Source organism: Pseudomonas sp. PA-6-3C (genome assembly GCF_021605825.1).
Classification (GTDB): Bacteria; Pseudomonadota; Gammaproteobacteria; order Pseudomonadales; family Pseudomonadaceae; genus Aquipseudomonas; species Aquipseudomonas edaphica.
Map to the genome: position 1 here is coordinate 85,691 of NZ_WKDV01000004.1, position 18,922 is coordinate 104,612.

Annotated in this window: 17 protein-coding genes; 9 read left to right on the plus strand and 8 right to left on the minus strand. The window is 60.6% G+C overall.

The window, feature by feature from the left end:
• Positions 1-17: 17 nt before the first annotated feature.
• Entirely contained in the window at positions 18-773 is a 756-nt protein-coding gene (locus tag GIW48_RS04690; RefSeq protein ID WP_099549376.1) for a COG4705 family protein, read from the minus strand.
• A 192-nt stretch (positions 774-965) separates the two neighbouring features.
• Here GIW48_RS04690 and GIW48_RS04695 point away from each other — a divergent pair, with 192 nt between their 5' ends.
• Positions 966-1,586: a flavin reductase family protein gene (locus tag GIW48_RS04695; RefSeq protein ID WP_099549418.1), complete on the plus strand. Its 621-nt coding sequence runs from the start codon at positions 966-968 to the stop codon at positions 1,584-1,586.
• Positions 1,587-1,742: 156 nt separating this feature from the next.
• Here GIW48_RS04695 and GIW48_RS04700 read toward each other — a convergent pair whose 3' ends face one another.
• A complete protein-coding gene (locus GIW48_RS04700) occupies positions 1,743-2,024 on the minus strand; it encodes a hypothetical protein (RefSeq protein ID WP_017139774.1) in 282 nt (93 codons plus the stop codon).
• A gap of 8 nt (positions 2,025-2,032) precedes the next feature.
• The gene (locus GIW48_RS04705) at positions 2,033-2,374 is read right to left on the minus strand and encodes an antibiotic biosynthesis monooxygenase family protein (RefSeq protein ID WP_017139773.1); all 342 of its coding nucleotides are present in this window, start codon (positions 2,372-2,374) and stop codon (positions 2,033-2,035) included.
• Positions 2,375-2,702: 328 nt separating this feature from the next.
• Between GIW48_RS04705 and GIW48_RS04710 the strand changes: the two genes are divergently transcribed.
• Complete coding sequence (locus GIW48_RS04710) at positions 2,703-3,632, plus strand: AraC family transcriptional regulator (RefSeq protein WP_017139772.1); 930 nt, start codon at positions 2,703-2,705, stop codon at positions 3,630-3,632.
• 120 nt (positions 3,633-3,752) lie between these two features.
• Here GIW48_RS04710 and GIW48_RS04715 read toward each other — a convergent pair whose 3' ends face one another.
• The 4 genes from GIW48_RS04715 to edd all read right to left on the minus strand — a co-directional run bounded on the left by GIW48_RS04715 (position 3,753) and on the right by edd (position 8,878).
• Positions 3,753-5,180, minus strand: coding sequence for an ATP-binding protein (locus tag GIW48_RS04715; protein WP_198431518.1), 1,428 nt, complete (start codon positions 5,178-5,180; stop codon positions 3,753-3,755).
• 31 nt (positions 5,181-5,211) lie between these two features.
• The gene (locus GIW48_RS04720; RefSeq protein ID WP_017139770.1) at positions 5,212-5,946 is read right to left on the minus strand and encodes a response regulator; all 735 of its coding nucleotides are present in this window, start codon (positions 5,944-5,946) and stop codon (positions 5,212-5,214) included.
• A gap of 152 nt (positions 5,947-6,098) precedes the next feature.
• Complete coding sequence (locus tag GIW48_RS04725) at positions 6,099-7,055, minus strand: glucokinase (protein WP_099485537.1); 957 nt, start codon at positions 7,053-7,055, stop codon at positions 6,099-6,101.
• Positions 7,052-8,878, minus strand: a complete 1,827-nt coding sequence (gene edd / locus GIW48_RS04730) for a phosphogluconate dehydratase (protein ID WP_017139768.1) — start codon at positions 8,876-8,878, stop codon at positions 7,052-7,054. The genes GIW48_RS04725 and edd overlap by 4 nt, the downstream gene beginning before the upstream one ends.
• 221 nt (positions 8,879-9,099) lie before the next feature.
• Between edd and gap the strand changes: the two genes are divergently transcribed.
• From gap to GIW48_RS04765, 7 genes are all read left to right on the plus strand, one after another.
• The gene (gene gap, locus GIW48_RS04735; RefSeq protein WP_017139767.1) at positions 9,100-10,101 is read left to right on the plus strand and encodes a type I glyceraldehyde-3-phosphate dehydrogenase; all 1,002 of its coding nucleotides are present in this window, start codon (positions 9,100-9,102) and stop codon (positions 10,099-10,101) included.
• Positions 10,102-10,326: 225 nt separating this feature from the next.
• A complete protein-coding gene (locus GIW48_RS04740) occupies positions 10,327-10,845 on the plus strand; it encodes an RNA polymerase sigma factor (RefSeq protein WP_056858662.1) in 519 nt (172 codons plus the stop codon).
• A gap of 74 nt (positions 10,846-10,919) precedes the next feature.
• On the plus strand, positions 10,920-11,888 hold the full coding sequence (locus GIW48_RS04745; protein WP_017139765.1) for a FecR domain-containing protein: 969 nt from the start codon (positions 10,920-10,922) through the stop codon (positions 11,886-11,888).
• Positions 11,889-12,003: 115 nt separating this feature from the next.
• A complete protein-coding gene (locus GIW48_RS04750) occupies positions 12,004-14,568 on the plus strand; it encodes a TonB-dependent receptor (protein WP_236460394.1) in 2,565 nt (854 codons plus the stop codon).
• Positions 14,569-14,703: 135 nt separating this feature from the next.
• Complete coding sequence (locus tag GIW48_RS04755; protein WP_236446503.1) at positions 14,704-15,312, plus strand: biliverdin-producing heme oxygenase; 609 nt, start codon at positions 14,704-14,706, stop codon at positions 15,310-15,312.
• Positions 15,313-15,511: 199 nt separating this feature from the next.
• A complete protein-coding gene (locus GIW48_RS04760) occupies positions 15,512-15,913 on the plus strand; it encodes a YbaN family protein (RefSeq protein ID WP_017139762.1) in 402 nt (133 codons plus the stop codon).
• Positions 15,914-16,052: 139 nt separating this feature from the next.
• Complete coding sequence (locus GIW48_RS04765) at positions 16,053-18,191, plus strand: methyl-accepting chemotaxis protein (protein WP_169985179.1); 2,139 nt, start codon at positions 16,053-16,055, stop codon at positions 18,189-18,191.
• A gap of 32 nt (positions 18,192-18,223) precedes the next feature.
• Here the strand turns inward: GIW48_RS04765 and GIW48_RS04770 are convergent, their stop codons facing one another.
• The gene (locus GIW48_RS04770) at positions 18,224-18,787 is read right to left on the minus strand and encodes an NAD(P)H nitroreductase (RefSeq protein ID WP_017139760.1); all 564 of its coding nucleotides are present in this window, start codon (positions 18,785-18,787) and stop codon (positions 18,224-18,226) included.
• Between the last annotated feature and the right edge of the window lie 135 nt (positions 18,788-18,922).

Below are 18,922 nucleotides of genomic sequence, written 5' to 3' on the forward strand. Positions count from 1 at the left end.
CGCTCCCACATTTGGTTTCAGGAAACGTCCGCTATTGCGCTACGCCCATACCGACGCTGCGCATATGCCGCCCCGGCAATCATCACCACCAGCACTGCCGCCAGCACCGCCGATGAGCCAACGGTGCCGAAATCCAGCCCGCCCTTTTCAGAGGGTTTGGTCAGAAAATCGCCCAGGGTCGCACCAAACGGGCGGGTCAGCACAAATGCCACCCAGAACAGCAGCACTGACGATATCTGTGTGAAGTATTTGAGTGCGACCACCAGCGCAATCGCCGAGCCGATCAGCAAGGCGCCACCGGCAAAGCCCAACCCCGAATCGTCCGCCAGGAAGTCGCCCAACGCGGTGCCCAAGGTGTTGGAAAACAGAATCGCCATCCAGTAAAACAGCTCGCCGCGAAAGGTCTGGACCTTGTTCACGTTCAGCGAGTCGCCGCTCAAGCGCCACAGTGCAAAGATGATCATCAGGATCACGATCAGGATCATCGACCCTGCCGCATAGCCCAGGCCCAACGTGCGGTCCATAAAGTCCGACATGGTGGTGCCGGCCGTGCTGGTGGACAGGATCACGATCCAGTACAGCACCGGGTTGTAGGTTTTCGACCAGAGCTGTGTCAGCAGCGTGACGAGAAACACGCTGATCAGGATCATCGAGCTGATGGCGTAGCCGACGTTAAGGGTCATCGAGAGCAAATCCCCGGCGGTTTCGCCCAGGGTCGTTGCGCAGATTTTCATGACCCAGAACGCCAGGGTGATCTGAGGAAGTTTGTTCATGTGCGAGAAGGCTCCGAAGCTCAGTCTTTCAATCAGCCGACTTAAAGGGGTGCCGACCTGGCGCGCAGACTGAACGCGGGGCTGTGAAAAATAGGTGGGCAATCAATGAAAATTCCATACGCGCGATGGAAATTCATCGCTCTGGATTGCACTATGACGGCCTCCTCCAACGCGCAGCAGGAACCCTGGCCCATGTCCGACGATATCCATTTCTACGAACCCGCCAACGGCCACGGCCTGCCCCATGATCCGTTCAATGCCATCGTCGGGCCACGGCCGATTGGCTGGATCTCGTCACACGATGGCGAGGGCCGCCTGAACCTGGCGCCCTACAGTTTCTTCAACGCGTTCAACTACATCCCGCCGATCATTGGGTTTTCCAGTGTCGGGCGCAAAGACAGCCTGAACAACATCGAACAGACCGGCGAATTTGTCTGGAACCTGGCCACCCGCCCGCTGGCCGAGCAGATGAACCAGAGTTGCGCGGCCGTATCACCGGACGTGAATGAATTCGAGTTATCCGGCCTGACGCCGGTGGCCTCGAAAATCGTCGCGGTGCCACGGGTGGGCGAAAGCCCGGTGTCGTTTGAATGCAAGGTGACGCAGATCATTCAACTGCAGCGTGCCGACAAGGGGTTGGTGCCTAGCTGGCTGGTGCTCGGTGAGGTGGTTGCCGTGCACATTGCCAAGTGGCTGCTCAAGGATGGGGTTTACGACACGGCGGCCGCTGAGCCGATTTTGCGCGGCGGTGGCCCGGCGGATTATTTCCAGTTGGGACCGGAGGCGTTGTTCAAGATGTATCGCCCGCGCTGATTCACTGCCCAACACACACAACAGAACCCTGTGGGAGCCGGGCTTGCCTGCGATAGCGGTTTGTCAGCCACCTGATGAGTTGGCTGGCAAACCGCTATCGCGGGCAAGCCCGGCTCCCACATTTGATTTCTGTTGAGCGATATAAAGTGTTCGGCTTCAGCTTGCGGCCGTTGCCCAAGTCAACTGACCGTCTTCGTCCACATCAACCAGACATTCAAGTTGCAGCGTCGCTGCATCGTCGGCGTCGGAGGCGGTCTTGAAGGTCTGGCCAGCCAGGATCTTGTGAAACTGCGGGGCGCCCATGCCATCGAGTGCCTTGACGGCGACGGCGGCGCTGTAGCCACCCTCTTCTTCACGCACTAATGCAGAAACGGCTTCGTGATGGGCAAATTGTTTACGTGCCATGTTGCAGGTCCTGGCCAATGAAAAGTCGGCCATTCTAACCGCTAACCGGCCAATTGCAGGTACTCACCGTAAGCATGGGCGGCGGATGCGTCGGTGAAGGTCTGGAAGTCCATGCTGCGCACTACCATGTCGTTCAACAGCTCAGTAAAGAGCATCAAGGCAGGGGAACTGAAGTAGGCACTCATCGCCTGCTCGCTGCTCCAGAAGCCCGAGACCAGCCATACATCGGGATCGACCTGGGAATGCTGCAACGAGAATTGCAGGCAACCCTGAGCCTGACGGCCCGGTTCGATCAAACTGCTCAAGCGTGCACCGAGTTCGGTGCTGCACCCGGTACGGGCACGGATAAAGGCCATATGGCTCGCGGGAATGGGGGTGGACATGTTCGACTCTCCCGTTGAGAAGTGATGCTCGGCAAGCACTGTGAGGGCGTGTTGCCACAGGATCAAAGATAGCGGCGCGAAGATGGGCGCAGTTAGTCGATTCCTGCAGGCTTATTGCACAATCCTGCGAGAAGCGTAGATAAGACGTCTGGCCCCAGGGATTTATTCCAACCGCACACTCAGTGTTTCAGGCACATGACAGGCCCTGCACTTGCCTGATTCACGCCTTATCGCAGGATCAGGCAAGGATTGTGCAGAATCGAAGTAACACCTTTTGAAAAGCCGCCGCTAAGCTGGGCCCATCAAAGCAGTCAGTAGAGGACGCTCCATGTCGTCGCCCGAAACCAAGCCAATGCCCCTCGATGCCGAGATGGAAAAACAACGCGCCGAGCTGGCCAGCATTGTTCACCGTCATACCTGGGAAGATGGCTCCTACGGCACGGCAATTACCTCGCTGTATCTGAACCGCCACAACACCCCGCGCGATTTCATGCCGGTGCTGGTCGAACCCGCCCTGTGCATTCTGGCCAGCGGCAGCAAGGAAGTGCGCCTGGCCGACGAGATCTTTGCCTACGACCCGCTCAATTATCTGGTGTTTTCGGTGGCGATGCCGGTCGCCGGGCGGATCATCGACGCCACACCGCAAGACCCCAACCTGTCGGTGCGCATCAATATCGACCCGGCCCAGCTCACCGCATTGATCGCCGAGGCAGGCCCGATGGGCGTGCCCTCCAGGCCGACATCGCGTGGCATGTACGTTGACCGCATCGACAACCAACTGCTCGACGCCGTGTTGCGCCTGGCGCGCCTGCTGGACACACCGAAAGACATCGCCATGCTCGCGCCACTCATCAATCGCGAGATTCTCTATCGGTTGTTACGTGGCCCGCAGGGTTATCGGCTGTATGAAATCGCCGTGGCCAACAGTCAGAGCCATCGCGTGAGTCAGGCCATCAAATGGTTGAACGGGAACTTCGAACAACCGCTGCGCATTGATGACCTGGCCAGGGAAGTGAACCTCAGTGTTTCGACCTTGCACCATCGCTTCAAGGCGATTACGGCGATGAGTCCGCTGCAATACCAGAAGCAGTTACGGTTGCAGGAAGCGCGGCGATTGATGATTGCCGAAGGGCTGGAGGCGTCGGCAGCGGGGTATCGGGTAGGGTATGAGAGCCCGTCGCAGTTCAGCCGGGAATACAGCCGGTTGTTCGGGGCACCGCCGCTGCGGGATTTGGCCCGGCTGCGCCAAAGTATCTGACTCAACCGGGATCAAAATGTGGGAGCGGGCTTGTGTGGGAGCTGGCTTGCCTGCGATAGCATCACCGCGGTCTGACTGAAAGAACAGGGTGCCTGCATCGCAGGCAAGCCAGCTCCCACATTAGTCCAGGGTTCGCGGCAGTTGTAAGGTCACCCGCAACCCGCCTTCGCGCAAATTCTGCAAACTCACTTCCCCACCATGGCTGTGGGCAATGTTGCGCGCGATGCCCAGACCCAAGCCATAACCTTGCTGCTGGCCAGCCAGGCGAAAGTGCGGTTCGAAGACCTGTTCCAAACGCTGCTCCGGCACGCCCGGGCCTTCGTCATCCACATGCAGGATGAACTCCACGCCATCGTCCTCGATATGCAAATGCGCGTTCTGCCCGTACTTCAAGGCATTGTCGATCAGGTTGCCGATGCAGCGCTTGAGCGCCAGCGGTTTGCCCGGATAAGGGGTCAGCGCCCGTCCGTGCTGGGTGATACGGCCGTTACCGTTCGGCGCCAGGTACGGTTCCACCAGGCAATCAAGCACGTGGTTAAGGTCGACCGGCTCGATGTTCTCGTGGATGTCGGTGTCTTTGACGCATTGCAGTGCCCCCTTGACCAGCAACTCCAACTCATCCAGGTCACGACCGAATTTGGCTTGCAGGTTTTCGTCTTCCAGCAACTCCACGCGCAAGCGCAGACGCGTGATCGGCGTGCGCAAATCGTGGGAAATTGCGCTGAACAGTTGGCTGCGCTCGGTGAGGTAACGGCTGATGCGCTCGCGCATGGCGTTAAACGCACGGCCCACTTCCACCACTTCGCTGCCACCGCCTTCGGCCACCGGTTCCACATCGGCGCCCAGGGACATGTCCCGCGCTGCACGGGCCAGGCGCTTGAGCGGCCGGCTTTGCCAGTGCACCAGCAGGCCGATAAACAGCAACAGGAAACCGCTGGTCAGCACGATAAACCACACTTGCTGCGACGGCAGGCCTTGTTCTTCCAAACTGGTGTACGGCTCGGGCAGCAGCGAGGCGATGTACAGCCATTCGCCGGGTGCCAGCTGGATTTGCGTGACCAGCACCGGCGGGTTCACCGGCTCCAGGGTCAGGGCATAATGCGCCCAGGAACGCGGCAGTTCATCGAGTTTGAGGCCCGCGTTGAAAATACGCAGGTCCTCGGCGCTGACGAACTCCACCGAGATATGCACGTCGCTGCCCAGGGTCTGGCGCAGCACTTCGTCCACGGCTTGCAGCACCGCCTGCTTGCGCGGGGTCTGCGGCAGAATCTGCATGTCCAATGGGCGGTCGTTGAGGGTCACCACAAACCGCGTGCCGCCCATGCTGCGCAGTTGGTCGAGCACCAACGGGCGGTAGGCAACCGGCAGCGAGCGGAAGTAACTCACGCTGGCCGTCATCGAATGCGCCAGGCTGCGCGCACTGGTCACCAGGCCTTCGAGCTGGGTGGCGCGCAGTTGCGAAACCCAGATCACGCTGGACAGCGCCTGGGCAAACAGCACCACAAGCAAGGTCAGCAGCAACATGCGCCCAAGCAGCGAACGCGGCACCGGAAAACGCCGGCGGCGCTCGGTCAGCGGCTCAGTGGGCATTGCCGGCAACCACGCTGGCTGCCAGTTGATAACCGCTGCCACGCACGGTGCGGATCAGCCTTGGAGGTTTTTCGGTATCGCGCAGGCGTTGGCGCAGGCGGCTGACGGCCATGTCGACGATACGGTCCAACGGCATCAGGTCGCGGCCACGGGTGGCGTTGCCAATGGTGTCGCGGTCGAGAATCTGTTGGGGGTGATCAAGAAACAACTTGAGCAAGGCAAAGTCGGCGCCGGAGAGGATTACCTCTTCGCCGTCCACGTGAAACAGGCGATGGCTGATCATGTCCAGGCGCCACTCATCGAACACCAGAACGTCGCCGCCACCCGTGCGCTCCTGGCCAAACTGGGCGCGACGCAACAATGCTTTGATCCGCGCTTGCAGCTCGCGCGGGCTGAAGGGTTTGCCGATGTAGTCGTCGGCCCCCAGCTCCAGGCCGATCACACGGTCGGCTTCATCGGAACTTGCGGTCAGCATGATGATCGGCACCTGCGCCTGGCGCGGGTGCTGGCGAATCCAGCGGCAAAGGCTGAAACCGTCTTCGTCCGGCAACATCACATCGAGGATGACCAGGTCGCACGGCGCCTCGTTCATCGCCTGGCGGAACCCCGCGCCATCCGGTACGCCACGTACCTGGAAGCCGGCGCGACTGAGGTAGGTCTGCAGCAATTCGCGGATTTCCTGATCGTCGTCGACGAGGAGAATCGATTTACTGATTACGCTCACGGGGTCCTCCTTGTTGTTATGGCCAAGCTTAAATCATTTGTTGCGTTTGAGGCCCTATCGCAGGCAAGCCAGCTCCCACAGTTGACTGCATTCCAAGGTTGGAACCCGGTCAACTGTGGGAGCTGGCTTGCCTGCGATGAGGCCATCAGCCCCTACGCAAAAGCCTGCTCAAGCGCAACACCGGCCCCGGTCAACCCGGAATACGGCGCCGTCACCAACCACACCGGAATGCCTTTGAAATAGTCGCTCATGCAGCCTTTGTCGCTGAAACTCTTGGCAAAACCGCTGTTGATAAAGAAGTCGGCAAACCTCGGAATCACCCCGCCCACGATGTACACACCACCACGCCCACCGGTGGTCAGCACGTTGTTACCGGCCACACGGCCCAGCCAGATGCTGAACTGGTTCAACACTTCCATGGCCACCGGGTCGCCGGCCAGGCCCGCTGCCGTGATGGCTTCGGGCGTGTCCAGCACCGGCGTGTGCCCGTCGACCGCACAAATGGCGCGGTACACACGGGGCAGGCCGCCGCCGCTCAGCGCGGTCTCGGCGCTCACATGCCCGATCTCGCTGTGAATGTGCTGCCACAACTGGGTTTCACGCGGGCTGCTCAGCGGCAGGTCGACATGGCCACCCTCCCCTGGCAACGCCGCGTAACGGCCTTCGCCCAAATCCAGCAAGGTGCCCACACCCAGGCCAGTGCCCGGGCCGATCACCACGGCTGGGCGTAACGGCTCCGGCGTGCCTTGGCAGACCACACGGAATTCATCGGGTTTGAGCCGCGTCATGCCCAGGGCCATGGCCGTGAAGTCATTGACCAGCAGCAGCTCATCGACCTGCAGGGTTTTGCAAAACGCAGTTTTGCTCAGCCGCCAGTGATTGTTGGTGAATTTAAATTCATCGCCACTCACCGGCCCCGCGACTGACAGGCACACCGCGCCGATGTCCCCGATTTCCAGGCCTTCCTCCTTGAGGTAAACCTTGATGGCTTCCTCAGGGCTGTGGTGGTCCGCCGTGGCATGCACGCGGATCGAATGCAGCTCCTGATCCCGCCACAACGCAAAACGGGCGTTGGTACCACCAATGTCACCGACCAGCGCAAGCTTCACTTAAGCGTCTCCAAGGCAGAGGTAAAGGCGCTGGCGCCCTGCTCTGCGGAGCTTGCGGCCAAGCGCATAAATGCAAACAGCTCGCGACCGGCCCCCACGTTGTTGCCCAACAGGCCCGTGGCAGGCGTGCGCGCTGCAAATTCTTCGGCGTTCACCTTAAGCTCCAGGGTGCCCTTCACGCCATCGACGCGAATGATATCGCCATCCTTGACCCGCGCCAGCGGCCCGCCGCTCTGGGCTTCGGGGTTGACGTGAATCGCGGCGGGGATCTTACCCGACGCGCCAGACATACGCCCGTCTGTTACCAACGCAACTTTGAAGCCACGGTCCTGCAACACACCGAGGAACGGTGTCATCTTGTGCAGTTCCGGCATACCGTTGGAGCGCGGCCCCTGGAAGCGCATCACCGCGACAAAGTCTTTTTCCAGCTGGCCGGCCTTGAATGCATCGGCCAGATCCTGCTGATCCTGGAACACCACGGCCGGTGCTTCGACGATCTGATGCTCCGGCGCCACGGCCGAAACCTTCATCACACCACGCCCGAGGTTGCCTTCCATCACGCGCAAGCCGCCTTCCGGCGAGAACGCACGGGCTACGGGGCGCAGGATGGTTTCGTCGAGGCTTTCGATCGGGCCGTCGCGCCAGATCAGCTCGCCGTCGACCAGGAACGGTTCCTGGGTGTAACGGCTCAAGCCCTTGCCCGCCACGGTGTTCACATCCTCATGGAGCAAGCCGGCTTCGAGCAGTTCGCGGATCAGGAACGACATGCCGCCCGCTGCCTGGAAGTGGTTGATGTCGGCCTTGCCGTTTGGATAAACGTGGGACAGGGTCGGCACCACTTCGGAGAGGTCGGCCATGTCCTGCCAGGTGAGGATGATGCCCGCCGACATGGCGATAGCCGGCATGTGCAGGGTGTGGTTGGTAGAACCGCCCGTAGCGTTTAGGGCGACGATGGAGTTGACGATGGACTTCTCGTCGACGATCTCGCCAATCGGCGTGAAGTCGCCACTGGCTTTGGTCAGGCGCGTGACCTGGTGCGCGGCCTCACGGGTCAGCGCGTCACGCAGCGGCGTGTACGGGTTGACGAACGAAGCGCCCGGCAGGTGCAGGCCCATCACTTCCATCAACAACTGGTTGGTGTTGGCGGTGCCGTAAAAGGTGCAGGTGCCGGGGCTGTGGTAGGACTTCATCTCCGATTCCAGCAGTTCCTCACGGGTAGCCTTGCCTTCGGCATAACGCTGGCGCACGTCGGCTTTCTGCTTGTTGGAGATGCCCGATGGCATAGGGCCGCCCGGCACGAAGATCATCGGCAGGTGGCCGTAGCGCAGCGCCCCCATCATCAGGCCCGGCACAATCTTGTCGCAGATGCCCAGCATCAGCGCGGCATCGAACATGTTGTGGGACAGCGCTACCGCCGTCGACATGGCGATGACTTCGCGGCTGAGCAAGCTTAGCTCCATGCCAGGCTCGCCTTGGGTCACGCCGTCGCACATGGCGGGCGTGCCACCGGCGAACTGGCCGACCGAGCCGACTTCGCGCAGGGCTTTCTTGATCTGTTCCGGGAAATGTTCGTACGGCTGGTGCGCCGAGAGCATGTCGTTATATGACGAAACAATTGCCACGTTGGCGGCATTCATCATGCGCAGACTATTTTTATCTTCAGTGCCGCAACCCGCCACGCCGTGGGCAAAGTTGGCGCATTGCAGCTTGCCGCGCATCGGGCCGTCGCTGGCCGCGCCACGAATGAGCGCAAGGTAAGCCTCGCGGGTTGCACGACTGCGGGCGATAAGCCGTTCGGTGACCTCAAGAACGCGGGGATGCATGTATAGAACTCCAGGCTAACGGATGTGGCGACCTGAGAGTCTATGCTGATCAAACGCCCGCAGCTCATGGGATGGCAGGGTGTCGTTTGAATCATCGGACCAGTTGATTCAGGTCACTCGTTGTAGATTGAACAAAATATTGCCACTAAAAAGGCTTGTTTTCTATTTTTATGCGAATAATCTTGTAATTCTTACAACAAATCGACGACAGGCACTTTCCAATGACTCTTCGTATCGCAATCAATGGTTTTGGCCGTATCGGCCGTAATGTCCTGCGCGCACTGTATACCCAAGGCTACCGCCAGGATTTGCAGATCGTCGCCATCAATGATCTGGGCGACAGCTCGATCAATGCCCACCTGCTCAAATACGACACCGTGCACGGCACTTTCGACGCAGAGGTCGCCCACGATCAGGAAAGCCTGACCGTCAATGGTGACCGGATTGCCGTCAGTGCCATTCGCAACCCGGCCGACCTGCCATGGGCTGCGCACAAGATCGACGTAGTGTTCGAATGCACCGGTCTGTTCACCGACCGCGACAAGGCTGCCGCTCATATTACCGCCGGCGCCCGCAAGGTGATCATCTCGGCCCCGGCCAAAGGCGCGGACGCCACCGTGGTTTACGGGGTAAACCATGACATTTTGCGTCAATCGCACCAGATCATCTCCAACGCGTCGTGCACCACCAACTGCCTGGCACCTGTGGCTCAGGTGCTGCATCGCGAGCTGGGCATCGAAAGCGGCCTGATGACCACCATTCACGCTTACACCAATGACCAGAACCTCACCGACGTGTACCACACCGACCCGTACCGCGCGCGTTCGGCCACCCAGAACATGATCCCGAGCAAGACCGGCGCCGCTGAAGCGGTCGGCCTGGTACTGCCGGAACTGGCAGGCAAGCTGACCGGCATGGCCGTGCGTGTGCCGGTGATCAACGTGTCGCTGGTGGACCTCACCGTGACGCTGAAAAAAGAAGCCACGGCCGAGCAAGTCAACGCACTGCTGAAAGAAGCCAGCCAGCATTCGAAAATCCTCGGCTACAACACCCTGCCGCTGGTTTCGAGCGACTTTAACCATAACCCGCTGTCGTCGATTTTCGATGCCAATCACACCAAGGTCAGTGGCAAGTTGCTCAAAGTGCTGGCGTGGTATGACAACGAATGGGGCTTCTCCAACCGTATGCTGGATAACTGCCTGGCACTGTGCAACGCCGAGTAAACCGACCCGGTTATTCCATTGTGTGGACTGGCTTGTGTGGGAGCTGGCTTGCCTGCGATAGCATCACTGCGGTCTGTCTGAAAGACCAGGGCGCCTGCATCGCAGGCAAGCCAGCTCCCACACAAGCCAGCTCCCACAGGAGTCGACGCAGCATCTCAAAGTGCCACTTGCCATTTGAGTTGATGATAAGCATTATCATTAACTGCAAACCGGTCTGGTATCACTGTGAGCCAATCTCGCTTCAACCAAGTCTTTCTCACCCAACGGGTGATTCTGCTACGCACTCTGCAGCGGATGGTGAATAACCACAGCACCGCCGAAGACCTGTTGCAGGAAACCTACCTGCGCGTCACGCGGGCGCTCAGCGAGCGGCCGATCGATCACCTTGAACCCTTCGTCTATCAAACCGCGCGCAACCTGGCGCTGGACCATCTGCGCTCGCGCCGCATCCAGGCCCGCACACTGCAAGAAGATGTGCCGCTGGACGTACTGCAGAGCGTCGCCGCGCCGATCAGCACGCCCGAGGACGCCACCCAGGCCGAGCAATTGCTCGAACACCTGAGCGTCAGCCTCGGCCAGTTGAGCGCGCGCCAGCAGCAGATTTTCATCCTCAGCCGCCTGCACGGTTGCAGCTACCAGGAGATTGCCGATCAGTTGCAAGTGTCCTTGAGCACGGTGCAAAAGGAACTGAAATTGATCATGGCTATCTGTGTAGGAGTGGCCGAACGGCTGGATCAGCCTTAAGCTTCACCCGACAGAGGTGTCGACCCAGGCTGTAGGAACGATGAATAGAACGTGGCGAAGACCCGAGGAACACCGTGACGGACCCGAATAAGCTGCGCCCCCATGAGCTGGCTCATGAGGTGCTGCAAGACACGGCCATGGACCAAGCCCTCGATTGGCTGATTGCCTTGCAATGCCCGCAACCCGGGCAGCAAGCCGAGTTCGATGCCTGGCTGGCCAGCGACCCGGCGCACCTGCTCGCCTTCAGCAAGGCCCAGGCCGCCTGGGGCGGCGCGCCGGTTCGCAGCGCCGCCGTGGCCTTGGCAGTGCCGCGCAAACCCAGCGCGTGGCGGCGTATCAAGCCGCATTGGAAACCCCTGGCCACCGCCGCTGTGCTGCTGATCGGTCTGTTCAGCTTCAGCAACCTGCCCGTGCGACTGCAGGCCGACCACCTCACCGTGGTCGGTGAACGCCAGCGCCTGCAATTGGATGACGGCTCCAAAGTGTTACTGAACACCAATTCGGCGTTTTCCAGCAGCATCAAGGACCACCAGCGCGTCGCCCGACTGTTCCAGGGCGAAGCTTTCTTTGAGGTGGCGCCCAGCCGTGGCCTGCCGCTGGAGATTGACGCCGGCCCCGTGCGCGCCAGCGTGCGCGACACCGACTTCGCCGTGCGCTACCTCAATGGCGAAGCCCAGGTGCAGGTGCAGCGCGGCGATGTGGACTTGAGCAACACCTTTGACGATGCCCGCGTGCGCTTGAGCGCCGGAGAGAGTATCCGCATCGGCCCCAAAGGCTTCGGCCAACCGGCCAAACTGGATGCGAGTAAAGACTTGGCGTGGGTCCAGGGCCGCCTGGTATTCGAAAACTGCCCGATGAGCGAAGTGCTCGCCGAGTTGCGTCGCTATTACCCCGGCTGGATCGTCAACACCAACGACCAGCTCGCAAGCGTGGCCGTCACCGGCAATTACCGCCTCGACCAACCGCTGGATGTGGTGCGCTCTCTGGCGCACATCACCTCGGCCAAGCTCTCGGAGTACCCGGCGCTGGTCATCTTGAACTAAATGAGAATTATTTTTACTCGATAGTAACCGGCGGTTCGTCTCGTTATAGCCAATGCAACTGATTCCTATTTGATCAGCTCGCAACTATAAGATTCGTATCCCCGGAGCGCTCTCGATGTCCTCTCGTTTCAACCGCCGGTCCTCTTCGCCCGTTCTGTCCTTGCTCACCGCCGCCATCCTGCTGGCCAGCGCGCCGGTGATGGCCGCCACTGCCGCCGAACCGGCCGCGCGCAGCCACGGCAATTACAGTTTCAGTATCGAACAGCAGCCCTTGGTGTCGGCGTTGAATGCCTTTACCAGCGTTACCGGCTGGCAAGTCGGCCTGCCGGCAGAGCTTGGCCAGGGTGTGTCGTCCCCCGGCGTGCGCGGCGCACTCTCGCCGGAAAAAGCCCTGGACCGGTTGTTGCTGGGCACCAACCTGAGCTACCGCAAACTGGGCAATAACAACATCGTGCTGGAAAAGCGCCCAGCGGGCAGCACGCTCAATCTGCAGCAGGTGACCATCAGCGCCACCCGCAGTGAGCAGGACGTCAACAGCGTGCCAAGCACCGTTACTGTGCATGCGCGTGAGGAGCTGGACCGCCAGAACGTGAATACCATCCGTGAACTGGTGCGTTACGAGCCCAACGTGTCGGTCGGCGGCGCAGGCACCCGCGCCAGCAACGCCGGCTACAACATTCGCGGCATCGACGGCGACCGCATCCTCACTCAAGTGGACGGCGTGGAAGTGCCGGACAACTTCTTCAACGGCCCGTACGCCAAAACCCGCCGTAACTATGTCGACCCGGAAATCGTCAAGCGCGTCGAGATCCTGCGCGGCCCAGCCTCGGCCCTGTACGGCAGCAGCGCCATCGGCGGCGCGGTGAGCTACTTCACCCTCGACCCGGACGATATCATCAAGCCCGGCCAGGACGTCGGCGCCCGCCTCAAAACCGGCTACAGCTCCGCCGACGACAGCTGGCTGACCTCCGGCACCGTCGCCGGCCGCGTGCAGGACTTCGACGGTTTGCTGCACCTGAGCCAGCGCAATGGCCATGAAATGGAGTCCTACGACGGCAACAACGCCACAGGCCTGGCCCGTACCGGCGCTAACCCGGAAGATGCGCGCACCACCAATATCCTGGCGAAAATGGGTTGGAATTATGGCGATGACAATCGGCTGGGATTGACCTACGAGAAGTTCAAGGATGATCGCGACGTCAATCTGAAGAACGCCGTGGGCGGCCCCTTCGTCGGCGGGCGTGGCTTTAATTTCTACCGTGGGCGTTCGGGTAACGACACCATCACCCGTGAACGCTTCGGCATCGAAAACCGCTTTGCCCTCGACTCGCCGATAGCCGATCAGATCAAGACCAGCCTCAACTACCAGATTGCCAAGACTGACCAGAGCACCGCTGAAATCTACCAGCCATCGCGCCGCGTCATGCGCACCCGCGACACCCTGTACGAAGAAAAACAGTGGGTCTTCGACGCACAGCTGGACAAGGCGTTCAGCCTCGGTGAAACCGATCACCAAGTGACTTACGGCACCACCCTCAAGCAGCAGAAAGTCAGCGGTTCGCGCGAAGGCTCGGCCTACTGCCTCGCCGTCGGCTCAGGTTGCACGGCGATCGGCGCGCCCAGCCCGTCTGCCGGCGACAGCGTGAAAAAGTCCAGCGACTTCCCGGACCCGACCATCAACACTTACTCGCTGTTCGCCCAGGACCAGATCAGCTGGGACAAATGGACCTTCCTGCCCGCCGTACGTTACGACTACACCCGGCTCAAGCCCAAGCTGACCCAGGAATTCCTCAACACCGTCAACCCCAACGGCGCCTACCCGGTCAGCGACAAAGAAAAAACCTGGCACCGCGTCACGCCAAAATTCGGCCTGACCTACGCGCTGACCGATCAATACACCTGGTTCGGCCAGTACGCCGAGGGCTTCCGCACCCCGTCGGCCAAAGCGCTGTATGGCCGTTTTGAAAACCTCAACCTGGGCTACACCGTCGAGCCAAACCCGAACCTCAAGCCGGAAACCAGCAAGGGCATCGAGACCGGGATTCGTGGCCAGTTCGATGAAGGCTCCTTCGACATCGCGGTGTTCTACAACAAGTACCGCGACTTTATCGACGAAGACGCCTCGGTCGCCGGCGGCGACATCCAAACGTTCGAAGCCAACAACATCAAGCACGCCACCATCAAGGGGGTTGAGGCCAAAGGCCGCCTGAACCTCGACGCGTTCGGAGCGCCACAAGGTCTCTACACACAGGGCTCGGTGGGCTACACCTACGGCCGCAACGACGACAACGGCGAGCCGCTCAACAGCGTCAACCCGCTTAAAGGCGTATTCGGCCTGGGCTACGAGCAGGAGCAATACGGCGCGCTGGTCAGCTGGACGCTGGTGAAAAAACAGAACCGTGTCGACAGCACCACCTTCCACGCGCCGGATGGCAGCACCAGCGCTCCGTTCAAGACCCCAGGCTTTGGCATCGTCGACCTCACCGGTTTCTACAAAGTCACCAACGACGTGACCATCAACGGCGGCCTCTACAACCTCACCGACAAGAAGTACTGGAACTGGGATGACGTGCGCAGCTACGACGGCGTCGGCGAAGCCGGCGTGACCGCGCCGGCCAACCTCGACCGCCTGACTCAGCCGGGTCGCAACTTCGCGATCAACCTGATCTGGGACATCTGACAGCCGCCCTCACCTTGCCGCCCTTTATCAGCGGCGAGGTGAGGTTTTTTTACTGTGCCGCGTCTTCTTGTTCGTCTAGTTGATAACAGCTCTCTTTAGAGCACCCAGGCGCGCCCCTTCTCAAGGATTTTTTCGATGACCGCTTCTCCTACCGCAGAACGCCCAAACCTGCGCTCCCAGCGCCTGAACCAGATCACCCACGCGCCACACACCAAGCTCGACGCGCTGGTCAAAGCCCACGCGCCGTTTGAAACCCCAGCCAACTTCGCCCGTTTTGTGGTGGCGCAGTACCTGTTCCAGTCAGAACTGGTGGCGCTGTACAACGACCCCGAGCTGATCAAGATCGTCCCGGACCTGGCTGAGCGCTGCCGCGCCGACGCCGCCAAACTCGACCTGGCCGACCTGGAAACCGACGTGCCAGCACCGGTTGCCGGCGCCGTGAAAAACCCGAGCAAAGCCGAAGCCCTGGGCTGGTTGTTCGTGTCCGAAGGCTCCAAGCTGGGCGCTGCATTCTTGATCAAGCGCGCCGTGGGCCTGGGCCTGAGCGAAACCTTCGGTGCCCGTCACTTGGGCGAGCCGGCCGGTGGCCGCGCTGAAGGCTGGAAGCGCTTCACCCGCACCCTCGACGGCCTGGCGTTCAGCGCCGAAGAAGAAGCCGCGGCAGAAAAAGGTGCCATCGACGCGTTTGTGCGCTTCACCGTGCTGCTGGAACAGGCGTACGCTAGCGCCCCTGAACTGGCGTAACAGGCCACGATGGGCGCTGGCTTGTGTGGGAGCTGGCTTGTTGTGGGAGCTGGCTTGCCTGCGATGCGCTCACCTCGGTCTACCTGTCAGACCGAGTCGATGCTATCGCAGGCAAGCCAGCTCCCACACAAGCCAGCTCCCACATTTGAGCGGATTTCAGTTCGAATAATGTGTAACCCCTCAACAGATAAACTTCAGCATGACCGGCAAAACCCAATCCACCTCAAAAATCGCCCAGCTGCTCTTCGGCCTGCTGGCCTACGTCAGCCTGGGCATTGGGTTGGTGGCGATTGTCATACCGGGTTTGCCCACCACCGAATTCATCCTGCTGGCCGCCTGGGCGGCGACTAAAAGCTCGCCGCGCCTGAGCGCCTGGCTGGAAAACCACCGGCTGTTCGGACCGATTCTGTTCAACTGGCGCAATGGCAAGATCATCGCGCGCCGCGCCAAAGTCAGCGCCACCGTGAGCATGCTGCTGTGCGCCGTGTTGATGTTGGTGATGCTCGATCACGGCTGGCCGATCTACCTGGCGATTGCCGGCATGAGCCTGGGCAACCTGTGGATCTGGTCACGCCCGGAACGGCTTGCAGCCCCCGTATAACGCAGCGCGTAGTCCTTTTCCTACCGCTCATCGCCTTTCCCTCATGAAACATCCCGTTACGCCGATGTTCCGGACATAGCGCCGAATGGACTTGGCTCGCCCTGCTTGCCTTTCAACGAGTCCAATCGCGAGTGAACCTATGTTCGACACCCTCTCCATCCGCTTGAAAATCGTGCTGTTGTCCGGCCTTTGTCTGCTGGGGGTGATAGCGCTGATCATCAGTATCAACCTGTACGAGACCGGTCAGAATGACCATTTGATCAGCGATTCAAGCTCGCGAATGCTCACCCAAAGCGTTCAACACCTGCTGCAAGCCAAGGCCGCCGAACAAGCAGTGCAGTTACAGAAAACCTTTGGCGAAAACCTCGTGGTGGTCACCGCGCTGGCCGATCACGTCAAAGACCTGCGTGCCCTCGCCAACAAACGAGCGCTGGAGCCCGGCGCATTGCGAGAAGAGCTCAACCAGAGTGTCAAAACCGCCTTTGAGCGCAACAGCAAGGTACTGGGCATCTGGCTGTCATTCGAACCCAATGGCCTGGATGGCAAAGACAGCGACTTCGTCAACGACAAAACCCGCGTCTCCAATGAAAAAGGCCGTTTCTCCAGCTACTGGAGCCGCGCTGGCGGCGAAGGCCTGAACACCGTGATGGTCGAGGATGACCTGACCAAAACGACTCTCAACCTCAGCGGCACGCCCTACAACATCTGGTACACCTGCCCACGAGACACGCGCTCGGTGTGCCTGCTCGACCCGTATTCCGATGAAGTGGCCGGCAAGCAGGTGCTGATGACCACTATTTCGCTGCCGCTGATTGTTGATGGCAAAGTCATTGGTGTGGTCGGTATCGACCTGGCGCTCAATACGCTGCAGGCGATGACGGACGCGGCGCAAAAAGAACTGTTCGACGGCGCGGCGCACCTGGAGATTCTGTCCAGCACCGGTTTGATTGCGGCCTACAGCGGCCAGCCGGACAAAGTCGGCAAAAACCTGATCGACACCATCGGCGCGGAAGGCAAGGAAATCGTGCAACTGCTGGCCAACGATACACGCACGATCCGTGAGCAAGATGACACGATCCGCGCCGTGTACCCGGTCAAGCCGATTGCCGACGCCAAGGCCTGGGGCGTTGTGATCAAACTGCCCAAGAACGTGATGCTGGCCGACACCTTGAAACTGCAAGACGTGCTCGACAAAGCCCAAGCCTCGGGCACGCTCAAAGCCTTGCTGGTCGGCGCCGCCGCGGCCCTGCTCGGCCTGCTGCTGATCTGGTTGACCGCCACCGGCGTGACCCGCCCGATCAACACCGTTGCGGCCATGCTCAAGAACATCGCCAGCGGCGAAGGCGACCTCACGCAGCGCCTGACCTACGCCAAGAAGGACGAACTGGGCGAGTTGGCAAACTGGTTCAACCGCTTCCTCGACAAGCTGCAACCGACCATTGCACAGATCAAGCAGAGCATCACTGAAGCGCGTGGCACGGCGGACCAGTCCTCAGCCATTGCCCGCCAGACCAGCGAAGGCATGCAGGTGCAGTTCCGCGAAATCGATCAGGTGGCCACTGCCTCCAATGAAATGAGCGCCACCGCCCATGATGTGGCCAACAGCGCCTCCAACGCTGCCAGCGCCGCCCGTGGCGCGGACCAATCGGCGCGCGACGGCATGTCGATCATCGAGCAGAGCACCCGCGACATCACTACCCTGGCCGAAGAAGTCAGCAAGGCCGTGACCGAAGTGGAAGCGTTGGCGGTCAACAGCGAGCAGATTGGTTCGGTGCTCGAAGTGATCCGCAGCATTGCCGAGCAAACCAACCTGCTGGCGCTGAACGCCGCCATCGAAGCCGCACGCGCAGGGGAAAGCGGGCGTGGGTTTGCGGTAGTGGCCGACGAGGTGCGCAACCTGGCCAAACGTACCCAGGACTCAGTAGAGGAAATTCGCCTGGTGATCGAGCGCATCCAGAGCGGCACCCGTGGCGTGGTGGCGACCATGCATTCCAGCCAGCACCAGGCCCAGAGCAATGCCGGGCAGATCCATCAAGCGGTGCAGGCGCTGGGCAAGATCAGTGACGCGGTAACAGTGATCAGCGACATGAACCTGCAGATCGCCAGCGCCGCCGAACAACAGAGCGCCGTGGCCGAAGAGGTCAACCGCAACGTTTCGGCGATCCGCACCGTGACCGAAACCCTCACCGGCCAGGCCACCGAGTCAGCGGCCATCAGCAGCCAACTGAATGCGCTGGCAACCCAGCAGATGAAGTTAATGGATCAGTTCAAGGTATAAACCCGATCTTCAAAACAATGAAGCTCCCACAATTAGACGCCAGTCCAGGCCTGAACAAACGCCGCTAAATCTTCTTTAGCCGCTGTACGCGGCGGGTTCTGCGGCGTGCCCAAATAGAGGAAGCCAATCACTTCCTCATCCGCCGTCAGCCCCAAGCCTTTGGCCACATGGGCCGAGTACGACAACTCACCGGTGCGCCACACCGCCCCGATCCCCTGCGCATAAGCCGCCAGCAAAATACCGTGTGCCGCACACGCAGCCGCCAGCAGTTGCTCGGATTTAGGCACCTTAAAGTGCTCTTGCAGACGCGCAATCACCACCACCACCAACGGCGCACGCAGCGGCCCATTCTGAGCCTTGTCGATAGCGGCTTGCGGCGCGTCGGCGTCCTGCAGGCGTGCGGCTTCGGCCAGCAGCGTGCCCATCTGCTCACGGGCGGCGCCTTCTACGGTGAGAAAGCGCCATGGGCGCAGTTGACCATGGTCGGGCGCGCGCATGGCGGCGGCGAACAGCACGTCGCGCTGCTCCTGGGTCGGCGCCGGTTCCAGCAGACGCGGCACGGAAACACGGTTGAGCAAAGCGTCGAGAGCCTGCATTGGCCACCTCCAGAAAAAAATGTGCGGTCATTCTAGCGGGAATGAATCGGATTCCACCAAACGATAATTGCTCTTATTCAATCCGCCCTGCCCTGTTAGACTTTGCGACCCTCTTTTTCGCCTTAGTCGCAGGAA